General features: G+C 45.8%; 11 protein-coding genes and 1 riboswitch. Of the genes, 3 read left to right on the top strand and 8 right to left on the bottom strand.

Features of this window, described 5'->3' with window-relative positions; translation table 11 throughout:
• The first annotated feature begins 671 nt into the window (after nt 1-671).
• A complete protein-coding gene (locus tag U719_RS13895; RefSeq protein ID WP_023469417.1) occupies nt 672-2,789 on the top strand; it encodes a 5'-nucleotidase C-terminal domain-containing protein in 2,118 nt (705 codons plus the stop codon).
• 45 nt (nt 2,790-2,834) lie between these two features.
• Here U719_RS13895 and U719_RS13900 read toward each other — a convergent pair whose 3' ends face one another.
• From U719_RS13900 to U719_RS13910, 3 genes are all read right to left on the bottom strand, one after another.
• Nucleotides 2,835-4,193, bottom strand: coding sequence for an ankyrin repeat domain-containing protein (locus U719_RS13900; RefSeq protein ID WP_023469418.1), 1,359 nt, complete (start codon nt 4,191-4,193; stop codon nt 2,835-2,837).
• A gap of 166 nt (nt 4,194-4,359) precedes the next feature.
• Nucleotides 4,360-5,379 carry a fatty acid desaturase gene (locus tag U719_RS13905; protein ID WP_023469419.1) on the bottom strand — a complete coding sequence of 340 codons (1,020 nt, stop codon included), beginning with the start codon at nt 5,377-5,379 and terminating at the stop codon, nt 4,360-4,362.
• Between the two features lie 470 nt (nt 5,380-5,849).
• Complete coding sequence (locus tag U719_RS13910) at nt 5,850-6,551, bottom strand: tyrosine-protein phosphatase (RefSeq protein ID WP_023469420.1); 702 nt, start codon at nt 6,549-6,551, stop codon at nt 5,850-5,852.
• Nucleotides 6,552-6,654: 103 nt separating this feature from the next.
• Here U719_RS13910 and U719_RS13915 point away from each other — a divergent pair, with 103 nt between their 5' ends.
• The gene (locus U719_RS13915; RefSeq protein WP_023469421.1) at nt 6,655-7,635 is read left to right on the top strand and encodes a hypothetical protein; all 981 of its coding nucleotides are present in this window, start codon (nt 6,655-6,657) and stop codon (nt 7,633-7,635) included.
• 73 nt (nt 7,636-7,708) lie between these two features.
• On the top strand, nt 7,709-8,716 hold the full coding sequence (galE, locus tag U719_RS13920; protein WP_023469422.1) for a UDP-glucose 4-epimerase GalE: 1,008 nt from the start codon (nt 7,709-7,711) through the stop codon (nt 8,714-8,716).
• A gap of 128 nt (nt 8,717-8,844) precedes the next feature.
• Here galE and pelG read toward each other — a convergent pair whose 3' ends face one another.
• Genes pelG through U719_RS13945 form a run of 5 tightly spaced genes read right to left on the bottom strand, consistent with a single transcriptional unit; the run spans nt 8,845 to nt 15,664 of the window.
• The gene (gene pelG, locus U719_RS13925) at nt 8,845-10,305 is read right to left on the bottom strand and encodes an exopolysaccharide Pel transporter PelG (protein ID WP_023469423.1); all 1,461 of its coding nucleotides are present in this window, start codon (nt 10,303-10,305) and stop codon (nt 8,845-8,847) included.
• Nucleotides 10,286-11,704 (bottom strand): GT4 family glycosyltransferase PelF, encoded by a 1,419-nt coding sequence (gene pelF / locus U719_RS13930; protein ID WP_023469424.1) that lies wholly within the window; start codon nt 11,702-11,704, stop codon nt 10,286-10,288. The genes pelG and pelF overlap by 20 nt, the downstream gene beginning before the upstream one ends.
• A complete protein-coding gene (locus U719_RS13935; protein ID WP_023469425.1) occupies nt 11,701-13,536 on the bottom strand; it encodes a DUF2194 domain-containing protein in 1,836 nt (611 codons plus the stop codon). The genes pelF and U719_RS13935 overlap by 4 nt, the downstream gene beginning before the upstream one ends.
• Nucleotides 13,533-14,441, bottom strand: coding sequence for a hypothetical protein (locus tag U719_RS13940; protein ID WP_023469426.1), 909 nt, complete (start codon nt 14,439-14,441; stop codon nt 13,533-13,535). The genes U719_RS13935 and U719_RS13940 overlap by 4 nt, the downstream gene beginning before the upstream one ends.
• Nucleotides 14,438-15,664, bottom strand: a complete 1,227-nt coding sequence (locus U719_RS13945) for a GAF domain-containing protein (RefSeq protein WP_023469427.1) — start codon at nt 15,662-15,664, stop codon at nt 14,438-14,440. Before U719_RS13945 ends, U719_RS13940 begins: the two co-directional genes overlap by 4 nt.
• A gap of 71 nt (nt 15,665-15,735) precedes the next feature.
• Nucleotides 15,736-15,820, top strand: a riboswitch (cyclic di-GMP riboswitch).
• Nucleotides 15,821-15,843 lie beyond the last annotated feature (23 nt).

Here is a 15,843-nt window from a genome sequence, read left to right on the forward strand (position 1 = left end):
CGATCGACATGATATATCATGTCTAATTATCCATCCCTCCTCGTTTATCTTTCAATTGTGTATACACGAAGTACACTTAATCAATTCTAGCCATCCGTAAAAAGCGTGTCAACGTATAGCGTGAACCGACACCAAACTGTAGCTTTCCCGTTGAAACAAAAAAATCGACAAGGACTCCTTGCCGATCCATTCACAGGATTAGGTATGTGTAAAGTTAGGAAATTCAATTGTCGTCGGTGGAGAGGCGAGCCCCCATATAATCAAGATTCCCATTATACAAAGTATACCTACGAGTAGACTCCTACGTATCTTTTCATCCATTCGTACTCCCGCCTCCCCATCGCATATTTTTCATATAGTAAATTATACATTTTTTTGAAAATGTTTACTACGCGATTCTCTCAAAATGAGGACAATTTCCTACAATCTATTGTAATCTACGTTTCTTTTGAAGGAGGAACAAGATATAATGTAAGCGCAATCATTTATCTTTTCTTCTTTCAGGTAGAAGAAAACAAACGACTTGCAAGAGTTGTATTGTCGTCGGACCTAAGAATTTACGCATTTTACAAAAGGTTCATGACACGATTGTCCGTTAAGCATTTATAGTAGAAGAAGAGGTTACCGATCGCTGGTTGACCTCATATCATCTCGAGGGAGGATTTTTATTTATGTACAAATCAAAACCGCTTTACGCGGCAGCAGTAGCTGTCGCATTGACGACATCGGCAATCGTGCCGGCTGCACAAACGACCGTATCTGCTGCAACACATGTCAAAGTCAAGACGGTCAAATTGAAGTCTCTCACTTTCACGAAGGGTGAGCCTGTTAAACTTCCGGCTACATACAAGGGAGAAAAAATCTCATGGGGTGCATACAATAAGCACATCTTCAATCGCTACCAAACGGTTCATGGCACATATGGTAAGAAAAAGCTCCCAATCGAAGTAAAGATTCACGTCGAGAATTATGTGATCAAAATCATTGAGTCCGTTAAGGAACAAGTGATTTCAGTCGATCAAAAACCAGTCCTTCCTAAAAAACTAGCTGTTCTTTACGCTAACGGCAAAGTCTACGATAAAGAAATCAAATGGAGCAAAGTTGATACGAGTGAGTCAGGTACTTACTATGCGACAGGTAGCTTGACGCATAAAGGCAAAACGGTCACGACAAAAGCAAAAATCATCGTCCGTGACATCAATACAGATGATTTCAGCCTTGCCTTGCTCCATACGAACGACACACACGCTGCACTCGATAACGCTCCAAAACGTGCGACTGTCATTAAAGAGCGTCGTGCCGCTTACCGCGCCGAAGGTACACCGTCGCTTCTTCTTGATGCTGGTGACGTCTTCTCAGGATCACTCTACTTCAACGAGTTCAAAGGACAAGCTGATCTCGAACTCATGAACTACATGAAATATGACATGATGACGTTCGGTAACCATGAATTTGATTTGGGTGACCAAGATCAAGGTGCTGCTTTACAAGCCTTCGTTGCTGGCGCTGACTTCCCATTCATTACAGCAAACGTTGATTTCAGTAAAAATCCGCTCTTCAACGGGATGCAAAAGAAAACAATCACGTCTGGTCCGGAAGATGGACGGATCTACCAAGGTGTCATCAAAAAAATCAACGGTGAAGAAGTTGGTTTCTTCGGCTTGACGACAGAAGAAACAGTTGGTATTTCAAGCCCTGGTACGATTGCATTCTCAAACTATATCAAAAGCGCTCAAGCGACCGTTGATAAGTTCAAAGCACGCGGTATCAATAAAATCGTTGCGTTGACACATATCGGTTACGATGATAATTCTGAAATTGATAACGATCCATTGCTTGCACAAAACGTTGATGGTATCGATGTCATTATCGGTGGTCATACTCATACGAATCTTACTAAACCAGTATTGATTCCTGCGAGTGAAGAAACAAAGAAAAAAGAGCCTACAGTCATCGCCCAAGCTTCTCAATATAGTGAATTCCTTGGAGATGTCAACGTAACGTTTGATTACAAAGGAAAAGTCAAATCATACAGTGGTTCGACGATTGAAGTAAAACCGTATGCAGCAGATCCTGGAGCCGCTGCTATTCTCAAACCTTACGCGGATAAAATTACAGCAATCAAAAACCAAGAAGTTGGGGTTAATATTGTATCTGCCCTTCCAAACCCACGTACTGGTGGCACTAACACAGTGAGCGTTCGAAATAGTGAAACAGCTCTCGGAAACTTAATTACGGACGGTATGCTTGCAAAAGCGAAATCAATTAACCCAGAAACCGTCATCGCTGTTCAAAACAGTGGTGGAATTCGTGCCGCGATCGATGCAGGTCCACTTACAACTGGTGAAATCTTAACTACTTTACCATTCGGTAACACACTTGCACTCGTGACAATGAACGGTTCACAACTTAAAGATCTCTTTGAAATCAGTGTTGGACTTGCACCACTTGAAAATGGTGGATTCTTACAAGTATCAGGTATGAAACTTGAGTACGATGGTTCAAAAGCGAAGGGACAACGTGTTACGAAAATGACGATTACGAAAGATGGCGGTGTAGAAGAGGCCATTGATCCAGCCAAAACGTACACAGTTGCTACAAACGCTTTCACTGCTAAAGGAAGCGACTTCTTGACACCATTTGAAGATGCGTATAAATCAGGACGTGTGAAAGACCTCGGTCTCTCTGACTGGGAAACATTCCGCGACTACGCGATTTCGAAGAAAACAATCGATTATAAAATTGAAGGACGAATCCTTAACGTGGATCCAGCTCTTCAAGGTAAATAAGTTCATAAAAAATGCTCCTTCCCGATTTCGGGAGGAGCATTTTTCTTATAACGTTTGAGGCGTATGTTGCTTTAACAATCGAATGATGTCGTCTAATTCATATTGCTGTGCCAACATCAAAGGCGTCAAACCATCCTTATTCTTAATCGAGACGTCTGCCCCTTGTTCTAGCAATACTTTCACGGTTTGAACGCCTTCCCCTTCCACCGCATGATGTAAAGGTGTGTACTTTTGATCATCAAGCTGATTGATGTTTTCACCGTTCTTTAAATACAGTTCTACTAATTCATTATTGTTACTATATACTGCTGTGATGAACGGACGTTCTCCGAAGTCATTGATTGCGTCCACATCACTTCCCTGCTTAAGTAACGTATCAAAGATTTCCTTCAGTCCTTCACTTGACTTGCGATACCCTAAATAGTGAAGTGCTGTATCACCATCTGCATCCACGGCTTTCATATCTCCGTCCGGTAACTCCTTCTGAACTTCTTCCAACGTACCTTTTTGAATGGCAGCCATCAACTTCGTTTCCTGCAATCCATTCGCCTTTGATTCATCCGATGAGGTGACGACAGCTTTTGCGGTTTCATTTGAAAACGAAACGTTCTGGACACTCCAGCCAATCAAAACGAATGCTACTATACTCGATGCTACCAACAAGAATCGAACAGCATGCTGCCCAGTAGGAGTCTCGCGTGACATCCAGCCTAATTCAATCAATCGTCTGTCTGTCGTCGGTGTCGTGTAGACCATTTCGCTAACGACTTCAGCTAGCGTAATCTGCCTCTTTTCAGCTAAATATGCTGTTACATCGATTTCATTGATCAATTGGTGCCGTCCGTTTTCTTTTAGAATACTCTGCATGACACTATCTGGATCGTCTACAAGATGCATGGCTTGACGATCCCGGTATAAGGATATCGTTCGTAAATAAGCCGGTCTTAAAAATGGAATCCAACTGCCTAATAGTAATGCGAAGCGTTTTTCCTCGTCATTATGCTTCAGACGAAGCAACTCTCGAGCTCGTTCGAACTCATTTCGCTCCCGCATGGCTTTCTCTGGTAAAAAAAACACGTTCGTTCGGAACAGACTCACTCCTCTAATCGGCGATACGTCGTCTCCGACGATATAGATGCGTGGTGTCTTTAAATTCAAACGTTCCGATAACGACGCGATATCATGATATAGTTCCGGAAAACGATATTCGGTTACCTCAATGCCTTCTTGTTGCAATCGGATCACCGAGGAAAAGAGTCGTAATATTTTCCAGGCGAGCCAGACAATCGTTAGCCCCATTAAGACAAGGCCCAAAGCCCCCAGTTCAAAAGACAGATAGACCAGTGCCCCTACTGTCGCAATCGCATTTAAAAACAAAAGCCAGAAGTATATTTTTCCTTTCATGCCAGTCCTTCTTTCTATATGTCTCTTCTCTTTATTCTTTAGTTTAGAGTAACATTTTCAATTTTGTCGTGCCTATATTTTTCCATTCCTTACTCTTTATCGGTCAACTTCTTGTGATTTCAAAGCAAAAAGCACCTTATCTCAAAAAAGATAAAGTGCTACAGACTTAAAGTGATGACGGTTTTGGTTCACGCAGGAGATGCTTGATGTCCTGGAACGTGACGAACGTCTTATTTTTTGCATCGTATAGTTTATAGCGTAAAGATTTTAAGCTAGAGAACAAACCGATCGTCGTCGCCTTTTGAAGCGGTGGTGTCGAGACGTGTGCTTTCTCTAGATGATAGTTCGGTACACGCGGACTCAAGTGATGGACATGATGGAAACCGATGTTTCCTGTCACCCACTGTAATACTTTTGGCAGCTCGTAATATGAACTACCTTCGATCGCAGCCTTGACGTAATCCCATTCGTTTTCATCCTCAAAGTAGGAATCCTCGAATGTATGCTGAACATAAAATAACCAGATACCGAGTACGCCCGCTGTGAACATCGTCGTCCCTTGGATGATCAAGAATGCTTGCCAGCCAATCCAGTAAATCAAGACACCGTATAAAACGACTAGTGATCCGTTAATGAGATATGTGTTAAGACGCTCTTTCTTCCGTGCATCCTTTCGGTTGAAACGACTCGTCACTAAAATCAAGAGCAACGGACCTAGTCCGAACATGACGAGTGGGTTCCGATAGAGTCGATATTTCAATCGCGTCCATTTCGATGACGCAATGTATTCTTCGATCGTCATTACCCAAATATCACCGACGCCCCGCTTGTCCAAGTTACCGCTTGAAGCGTGGTGAATCGCATGTTCTCGTTTCCACTTTTCATATGGAAATAGCGTTAGCACACCTGTAATGGTTCCTACGATCGCATTCGCTTTTTTGTTTTTGAAAAACGAACCATGTGTACAATCGTGGAAGATGATGAACATCCGCACGACGAATCCCGCAGCGATCATCGCAAGCGGTACTGCGAGCCAGGCTGACACGTGAAGTGCTTGATACGCCAAAAACCAAATGACGAGAAACGGCAGGATCGTATTGATCATCTGTCGGATGCTGGCCTTGATGTCTGCCTTCTCAAAAGGCGAGACATGTTTGCGCAGCTGTGCGATTTTTTCTTTACTCATGTATTACTTCCTCCTCGGGTTGTTCCAGCGTTCACGACGCTAATGATGATGATGCCTAAAAAATGAAAGAATTGAGCGGCGTACGTGACGATGTCCTCGGAGATTCGAACGTAATCATGCCCATATTGATTAATCGCTTGAATATTTTTAGTACCAAGTAATGATATCATATCATATATTTATCAGGATTTTGATTTATTAGAAAAGTTTTTAAAAAATGAGGCTGACAAAAAAGAATGACGCTTCTTTTCACGCCCTTTCCTCAGGCGAGACTCAAGTCAGTTTTCCTGCCTTATTCAGGCATGAAATTGGGGCTTGTTTGTCCCTGATAGCGCAAACATACGCATTTTCCTGTAGGAGTGGCGTATGACGCGTCACTCTTTTTGTTATGAGGTAAAGGTGACAGCTCATCACTCTGCCACCCTTACCTTTGTAGAGACTGACTGTTGAGTCATCCTCACTGTCATGTATTAGACAATTGGCGGTGACACCAAGATTTGTTCAGCGTTCCATTTTAATCGATTGACGACATTCGCTCCAGACCACTGTTCAATCTGTTGATACGCCGGCATAAGATGAAGATGGTCTGTTGCTTTTTTAGCGTTGGATGCGATGAAGTGTACCCATCCTTTTTGAACGGCACGTTGACAAAATAGCTTCTTCTCTTCTCCATGATGGCCGAGAATACTGTGTGTCGCCAGTTGACAACGCACGCCCTTTTCAATTAGCTGGACCAGACGTTCAGGATGCTCGAGAAGTTCTGCGTTATCTTCCGGTTGCGCAAGGATCGGCAAATACCCGTCTTCGATTAATCCGGTCATGACTTCTTCCGTATAGACCGGTAGCGGATCGTCGGGGCAATCGATTAACAGATAGGCGGTATCCGCTAACGTCAAGACGTGCCCTTGGTTGACCGCATCACGCAATCCGAGTGTCAAACGCGTCTGTTGTCCCGGATAGACGAGGACAGGAATCTGTCGCTGGGCCAGTAAAACATTCAGCTCTGCTACGATCAATTGGACTTCTTCTGCTGTCGCATGCGTCGCATATGGTGTTGCGATGATTCGGCGCACCTCTTCCGCAGCAGCACGCCGTGCCATGCGGATCGTTTCTTCGACATGAGTCGCTCCCTTATCGATCAACGGCAAAAGATGATTATGAATATCGATCATCATCGTTCCCCCTTTTCTCATTCGTCGTCCCATAAAAATGATATCATAAAAGGAAACGGAAAATTCATACATATCCTGACGTTAGAAGGAAGGAGGATGCCTTATGCATCGCGCCTTATCCGCTTTACAATTCTATACCTCTCACACGGAAGTTGATATCAAGCGTCTCCATGAACGAATCCTGCTGTCCTTGTCTTCCTCTTCTTCGCTTCAGGCGACCTGCCTTCATCTGACAGGGATAGCACCCTCGCGACCGTTTCAGCAAGATACGGTTCGTCCAGAAGAGTGGCAACGATTTTTGGACGGTCATCCACACGAGAGCATCGCCGACTTTTATGGTTTCCTTACATCTGTTCCTTTACTAGATGAAGGAGACGAGATGCCGCTCGAACAGACGACGCCCAATGCAGTACCGAAAAAGCGAGTCTTGTCCTGGCGACTCGTCCTCCTCGCGCTCGCTTGCTTCTGTATTGGTGCGCTTGCTACATGGGGATATCAGACATGGGCGAAGAAAGACGTAATCTATCATTTCGTCTCCACGAAATCGAGTCCGATTTATCGTCATCCTGATTCCTCGACCATTCTTCAATCCGCCGACTTTGGTGATGCATTCCCTGTCCTCGATATCGTCAAGGATCGTGCGCGTATCCAGCTCCCTGACCGGACGCAGGCATATATGAAAGCAAGCGACCTATCCGAAAAAACGATTGGTTCCATGATGACGGATCAGGCGTTGTTGAAATGGACGGACGCATATATGACGCTTCCGAAACAAACACGAGCGACCGATCTATTGGATGATCCCGCTACGACATGGGTCGGTCTCGGATCACCGAAACAGAAAATCAAAACGGCTGTAGATGAAACATGGACGTATGAGTCATTCACCGTACACCTCATCGATGATCGCGCATACGCCATCGATTGGAAGAGCCCACGCCTTTCCCAAAAAGAGTTGGCGCGTCTTGGGACGTTCCAGCGAACGAATACAGCGGGACGACTGCGCATAAGTACCCATTATCAATTACAGATCATCGAGTCCGAGTCGCGTATTCAGCTGATTCGTCTAACAAAACGGATGTAAAGCAAAATCAAGAAAAAACCGCTCTCTTTATGCTATTATTAGATAAATAATGGAATTTAACGGAGGGTATCCTATGAACATTTTAGTAACAGGAGGCGCTGGCTATATCGGCAGCCATACCTGTCTCGAACTGCTACGAGAGGGTCATGAAGTCATCGTCGTCGACAATTTAAGTAACAGTCATCGGAGTGCCCTTGAACGTGTCGAACACATCGCGGACCGGACGGTCACATTCTATGAGTCGGACGTGCGGGATGAATCGGCACTCGAACGGATCTTCCAAAACCATGCGATTGATGCTGTCATTCATTTTGCCGGTTTAAAAGCGGTTGGTGAATCGGTATCACGCCCGTTGTTCTACTATCAAAACAACCTGATCAGTTCGCTCGTCCTACTCGAAGTGATGGACCGACATGATGTCAAAAAACTTGTCTTTAGTTCATCTGCGACCGTCTACGGTGTGCCGGAGACGACACCAATCACCGAATCTGCTCCGCGCTCCGCGACGAATCCTTATGGTGCGACGAAACTGATGATCGAGCAGATGCTTGAAGACATCGCGTTCGCTGATCCGACGTGGGATATCACATTACTCCGCTACTTCAACCCGATTGGTGCCGATATGAGCGGTCTGATCGGTGAGGATCCAAACGGTATTCCGAACAACTTGATGCCATATGTGACACAAGTTGCTGCTGGAAAACTCGATACGCTTCAAATTTTCGGAAATGATTACGATACGGATGATGGTACGGGTGTCCGCGATTATATCCATGTCGTCGACTTAGCGAAAGGACATATCAAGGCACTCTACCATGATCATTCCGGGATCGAGGCATTCAATCTAGGAACGGGACAAGGGACAAGTGTGCTTGAACTCGTCGCGACGTTCGAAGATGCGACGTCTCTGCAAATCGATCGAAAGATCACGGCACGACGTCCGGGTGATGTCGGATCGTGTTATGCGGATGCTTCAAAAGCAGAACGCCTCCTCGGATGGAAGGCGGAGAAAGACTTGTATGATATGTGTAAGGATGCTTGGCGCTGGCAATCTAAAAATCCAGACGGGTATCAAAAATAATAGGTAGGATAAATCGTTTTACCTGCAATTAAAAAGGGCGATCCACTTCCGATACGAATTCGGAAATGGATCGCCTTTTCAAATTAGCCTACATGCTATTGATCTACTCAAAAGAACCTTTAACCGCTTCACATCCACGAACGATTCAATCGTTCACTCCATCGCGTAAAACGCATCGAGCGTGGCGGTAACACCATCCGACAAAACGTATGGTAATCAATATCCGAGACATAATGGATGAGTCGCATAAGCGCAAACGCAAACGTCAAAGTTGATCCGATCGCGAAGCTGAGACCGTATCCGGAAAAACCGAACGGCGCGATCAACAAGGCTAAAATCCCATTAGAGAAGAAGAACACGCATGAAATCCATGCCGCTCCTTTTTGATCTTCAAAATACAGTAACAAGAGGGTCAAGACGAGAACCATCGCATTCGAGAACGCACCGATCGTCGTCATTTGGAAGATGCTAATCGTTGCTTCAGGTAATGCGAGGTAACCGAGCAACGTCGAGGCGAACAATAAGGTGAACAGCGTAAACAATCCTTGATTTCGAAACAGTCGTTGTAACTCCTGTCGTAAGACGAGTAACATCGCGTCCCGCGCTTTTTCAACTTGATCCAGCGTTCCGCCCTCGTTCGCGTATCCATAGAAGATGCGATACCGTTCATAGAAACGCGTCTCGACGGAAACGACGAAGATCGTCATCGTCGGGATGACCGTCAAATAGGATAAGAAGATCGCCGTATCGTATAACGGATGATAACGGAATGTCCCGAGATGAACAGCACCGCCGTCAGAGAACCAGATGACCCAGTTCCCGACCCACACCCCGATATTGTAGAGAAAACTCGTCCAAAAGAGCGCCGGGTAACGATCAAAATAACTCAAGTAGGTAAACTGATTTTTCGTCCCGCGTTGCGGGAACGTCAACAACATCGAGGTGAATAGACCGAATAACGTGATGACCATGCCGAATGTGAAACCTGCCGTTAAGGCAAGACTTGGTGTCACGATACCCGTTACATACTCCATCAGATACCGATCAATCAGTAAGACCGATCCGACAGCTACGATACCGCCAATCAAAAAGCTGTATGCGACAGCCTGATAGAACTTCGCGGCACTTAAGAATAGGAAGTGCACCCAGATCAAATTGATCGTCATGAACAATATGAAGATCAGCCCGTTCAACAAGAACGGAAGTTTTGAGAAGCTGAGGAAGATGAGAAAGGCGATACTGCCTAACGCCATCGTCATCTTCGTCATACCTAGAAATGCAGGAAACAGGTCTTCATATCGTTTCTCGTAGAAACAGTCCGCCAAATAGCGCGTGACGACGAGTTGCTGAATACCGAGCAACACTTGTGAAAAAATGAAGCTGTATGAGACGACCAGATTGAAGGTCGTCCGTTCTTCAAAAGAAGCAATCGACAGGAACGTCGTCAGCCACTGGGTCACAGCGATCGTCAAGATGACGATGAGCCATGGACCGGACGTGACGAGTCCAGCGAAAGCATATGCCTTTAACCGAGATGAGAAATAGTCCTCTTGAAACAATTTTTGAAGCTTAAACCCGATGCCCGCCATACGTCACCCCCCTCTCTTGATACAATGTTTGATACTCCGAGATGAAGCGGTGCGTCTGGTAATACGCAAGCGCGCGTTCTTTCCCATTTCGTCCAAAGCGAATCGCTTCTTCCGGATGTGACTGGAACCAGGCACACCGTTCTGCGATCCGGCGAGGATTGACCGGTGGCACGACGAATCCAGCCGGACCGTAAGGATCATCCTCACGTCCGTTGATCAGCTCGGAACACGCACCGACATCAGTGACGACCCACGGTATCCCTGCAGCCATGCCTTCTAGGACAGCCAGTGGTTGCCCTTCGGAAATACTCGTCAACAAGCAGACATCAAATGATGGCAGATAGCTCCGGATATCGACCTTTCCGACGAGTTTCACACTCTCTGATAGTTCAAAGAGATCGATTTGTTCTTGGCATTCACGGGCGTATTCCGGATCCTCTTCAAGCGGACCCATGATCGTCATTTCAAATGGAACGTGCATTTCCTGTAAAACCTTCGCGGCATGGATCATCGTCTTGATGTCCTTGATTGGAACAATGCGGACGATTGCGCCGATCCGAAGTACATCTTGCTTTGGAGTATGTCCTAACGCAGCAAGTCCTGTCGCATCAATTCCATTCGGGATGACGCGAATTTTTTCGGCAGGTGCTCCAAGTTCACGCTGTAATTCACCGTTTCGGTCAAAGAGCGTGATGATATTGTCCGCCCCAGCGTAGGCTTCGCGTGATAAGTGATGGAAGAACTGCACCCAGTGCATGCGGTATTCTTGTGGAATCCACATCGCTTGGACGAGCTCCTCTTCTCGTTCGCGGGAGTAGATCCCGTGTTCCGTTAGGACGAACGGAACGTGTTGGCGTTGTTTGATCGCCGCTGCGACGAGTCCCGCATATCCCGTCGACGCGGAATGGATCAAATCGACGGTCGGTAAGTCGGCTTGGAGCAGTTCCAGAACAGGCGCATACATGCTACGCCACATCCATAAATAATCGATGAAGGAGCCAGCTTGTCGTTCTTCCCGGTAACTCGTCTTGACGAGATCAAAAAAGAGACGACTTGAGAAAAATTGCGTCGATGTTCCGATCGCCTGACCGAAGAGTGGGAAAATCGACGTGTTCGTCGCTTGGAATCGCATCCATCGTTTGATATCCTCTTCCTGCTCCGGCGTCAACGTCTGTTTTAGCGGACGCGTCTCATGCGTTTGATCGAGTGGAAGGTTCGTCACACCAACGACGTTCGCGGGAAGCGTGTAACGGAACTCTGCTTCCGTCATGCGTGTAGGTGTGATCGTGATCAGCTCGAACTCATGCTCTGTCATTTGTTGAATCAGCATATGTGCCCAACTAGCGACGCCACCACTGACATAAGGGTAACTCCCTTCTAACACTAAACCAATCTTCATTGGGATCCCTCCAGTACCGGTATGCGCGCGAAGTTCTTCTTGAGTTCTACTTCGTATAAATCGTCCGCATCTCCAAGTTTTCGCACTTGCCCGTACGCGAAGGACCCGGTCGCTAGTTTTCCTTCATTGACACGAACGACCATCTTCGAAGGAAGGAGCATTTGACTACCTGAAATCTCAATCGCTGTTTTAGAATAACGAACATCGATTTTCGATTCTTGATACAACTTCATTTTTTTGTAGCCATCGTACTGTGTCATGCTCTCGAGATACGGATAATCCGTATGGATCGTTTTGAACATCTTTTCTATCGAACGTTCCATCGTCGGCCATCCTTGCCCTTTTGAGCGTCGTTCATCAAGGACGTCATCCGGGTGGATGAAGTGCGAGACAAGTCCGAAGTTCGCGACCGCATCTGCTAAGACAAACATGTCTTCAGGCGATTCATTATATCCGCTTGTGATCCGTGGGAAATTATAGAGATTCTTATAGGTCGAATCTGGTTCGAACTCCTGAATGTAACTTCCTTTTGATGGGTCTCCAATATAAAGAGACGCGATAATTAATCCATCCGGAAATGCTTCATTTAAGACGGATAAACCGGTCGGACCAATGATGTTCGAAGGTGGTACATAGCTGCGCAATTGCTCGTTCGGGAAGAAATACTGATGTGCCGTTTTCACTTCTTCGATACCTTTCATCATCTGCTTACGGTTCTCCCAAGTGATATATCCGAGACTCGGATCCATCGTTTCCCCGTTAATGATGAGTGGTTGGTGGTTATATCCATGTAAACCAAGTTCTCCACCCATCTTCAATAATCCGCGTCCGAAGTTCAGCATCGGAAAACGAATGTTTTCAATCAATTGTTTTTCCGTATCATAAATCGCATTCTTGTAGCTTCCGATGATGAATCCGGAATAAATGACATCCTGTTCCTTCGCGACCCGTTGCATGTCTTTCCACCAGACTTCTGCAAAGAAATCTTTAACGGTCAAATCATAGTTTTTCTGAATCGCTGGATTGGAGGCATCTGGTACGGGTGCCGGGAAATCATCGAAGTGCGCTAGCTTTACAGCGACTTGCTGACTGACGAATGTCGGAAACAGTAATGACAGGGACTGGACGAGTAGACCACGCGAGTTTTTTTCGAGTAACGAAGAAGTATTCCAGAACAAGACCTCTCCTTTTCCGTATTCATGGGTCCATAAGATCGGATTCCCATCAGCCTCGATTTTGACGTCGGCATCTTTTAACGTCACATCCGCAATACTATGGACAAACAAAGTAGAAGTCTTCGGTAAATCGATATACCCGGGAAATAAATCTTTTTTGAATGTCATCCCGTTAACATCCTCTTTAAAATCACCAAAGCGTTCTACCCCTACTAAGTCGCCCCATTTCGGATCAATGAATCGACCGGCGATGTACAAGCGACCGCCTTGTTGGACGAATTTCCGAATGGTCTCGTACGGCCATTCCTTCGTATGTTCACCGGATAAGACAAGCACTGTCCGGTCACTCGGTTGAAGCGTCTTGATGTCTGACGTACGAATCCGTTGGTGATCGATCTTCGCATATTTCAATGCGTACGAGAAATTTTCGATTGCGCCTTTTGACAGGTCGCTATCGTTTTGAAGCAAGTAGACACGAAGTGCCTCCCCTTTTGCTTCAGTCGTTTTCGTGTTTGCTGTCTCGAATGAACGGACCTTCGTTTTTTCAGAAGGAATCAGTCGATGTGGATAATCGAGACGAAACAGCTGTACGATGCCCATCGTCACGAATAAGACGACAAATAATCCAATGAGATAGCCATAAGGTTTCTTATTCATTGGTCTCCTCCTTCCAAACGTTCCAATATGAAGCGATGCTCTTCTGGAATATCCTCTTCTGCTACTGTTGTTCTTAACTGATGGAGCACCGGACCGATCGAAGTCCAGTCCTGCCGTTGAAAGTAATAACGAATCAACGCTAAATATCCGTCTGGCAACGTCGGATGGATCTGAATCATCTCTTCGTAGAAGGAAATCGCTTTTTCCTCTTCGCCTTGACGTATCGCCATTTCCGCTTCCGCTTCAATCCGGACGAGATCCGTCGGATAGAGAGCGCGCATTTGTTCTAGCACGAGGTGAAGTCGCTCATCGAGTCGACCGATACCGCCTTCATCTAATAGACCACTGTCGAGGAAGGTTTTACATTCCTGAATGAACAGATGATACGTCGTCACGTCTACCGGATTGAGTTGTTGTTCCCGTAGCCGAAGATTTGCTTCATAACGGTCAAATAAGGAATTTCGGACCGTCGCTGCGTAGTGGACGGTTTCCGAGTCATCATGATCAAGTCCGTATTGCAAATACTTCCCAGTCTCCTTCAAGGACGATGTCGTCAAATGAATCATCGATTGCTTCCGGCGTTTCGCATCCATGTTCAATGCCTCCTTGATCGGAACCATCTCCATATTGTCTGCAGCTTGCTGCTGCAGTCCTTCGAGATTCATCACGTCGAACTGCACATATTCATCGTAATCCAGTAACGTATCGGAAGAAGCAAAACGACGGGAAATCAGATAAGCCAGTCCCCCTAGTACTTCACCGAGAAGTGGTAGGACGGCACTGAACAAGCACACGAACGTTAAGATCCCTCGCTCTTGCTCTGGCAATCGAAAGACGAGTACACGATAAGCCAATACGATGAGTAAAAGATGAAGTACATAAAGAATGAGCAGGAGTGCCGTCATTGGACACGCCCTCCTTTTTGAACGTACACAGCCTTGATTCGTTCGAGGAATCGGTTCGCATGTTCTTGAGGTGTTCCGGGTAATAAGAATTGGAGGTGCTCCGTGTTTTCATCAAAACCGATCAGGTCAATTTCACGCATCGATTGTCGCAAGATCAATTCCAGTTCAATCAGAGAGAACGGTGTATTTCGAATATCAAGTTGAACGAGACTATACGGCTGACCATAATGCTCGCGTCGATATTCTTGATACTTCACTTTCTCCTCGAAGTGCTCCCGTTTAAAGATGCGCGTGCCTTCGATCAATTCATGACGCGTCTCGATCCATTCCATCAGCATCGCTTTCTCGATGCGTGAGCCTGTCCAATCGACGATCAATTGCATGACGTGCATCTCATAGTTCGTCAAACGTTCGAAGGCGATCGATTGAATGACGACGACTTCCTGGATGCGTCCGTCATAACGGATTGGTGCAATCAGTAACGGGACATCTGTCTCATCAATTGTCCGGATGGCAATCGCCTGTTTCTGGAACATCCGTTGATAGATGCCTTGTTCCGGATCGATGAACATCGTTTGCGGCAACAGTTCCTTATCACCAAAACGAATATGCAAACGAAGCGTACGACGTGACGCATCAACGTGATAGATCGCGATTTCCTTCGCATCGAAGGAATCCTGTAAGATTTGCAACAGCTTATCGCGTACGATGTCCGCGACGGATTGATCAAGTTCTGTTCCGATCCGGTAAATGTTCGTCAACGTGTGATTGGATTCAAGCACTTTGTTACGCATTGCCTCTTGCGCAACGCGCAATTTTTCGAGCGTATCGCGCAACCGTTCGTTCTCTTCTGTCACTTCCTCTTGTCGTAAGCGTAAGGATAGATAACGTTCTTGGAAAGAAGTACTGAACATGCCGCATGAAATCGCGACTAAGAAGTGCAAAATGATCCATGACAATTCGCCACGATCATAAACGAAGAGTAAGACGTCTTCTCCCGCCCAGGCGAGAGAACTCAGGTGATAAATCATCGTAAACAGAAAACTCGCGAATGCTCCGAGGAGTCCATAACGGAGAGAAAAAAGTAAAATATAAAAAATAAGTGGATCAATCGTCCATTTTAAGATCGAAAGGTTAAACATATAGTCTAAAGTGCCGATAATAAGAATACTAACGATCATCTCAATCCACTTGATGCCTTGCCGGTGCTGAGTATATATCATTTTATTCACTCCTTTTGTTTTTTATCGGTATGAAGATGGAAGAAATGTATCGTTGGAACACTACAATTTCATATCGAGAAGGGCAAACTTACTGAAAAGTAAGGGCGCAAAGACATGGGTCGTCGATCTACGGATACCGATCGCCAGTCTGCAATGCCGCGGCCGCTCTCTGATAATTA

It is taken from the genome of Exiguobacterium sp. MH3 (assembly GCF_000496635.1).
Taxonomy (GTDB): domain Bacteria; phylum Bacillota; class Bacilli; order Exiguobacteriales; family Exiguobacteriaceae; genus Exiguobacterium_A; species Exiguobacterium_A indicum.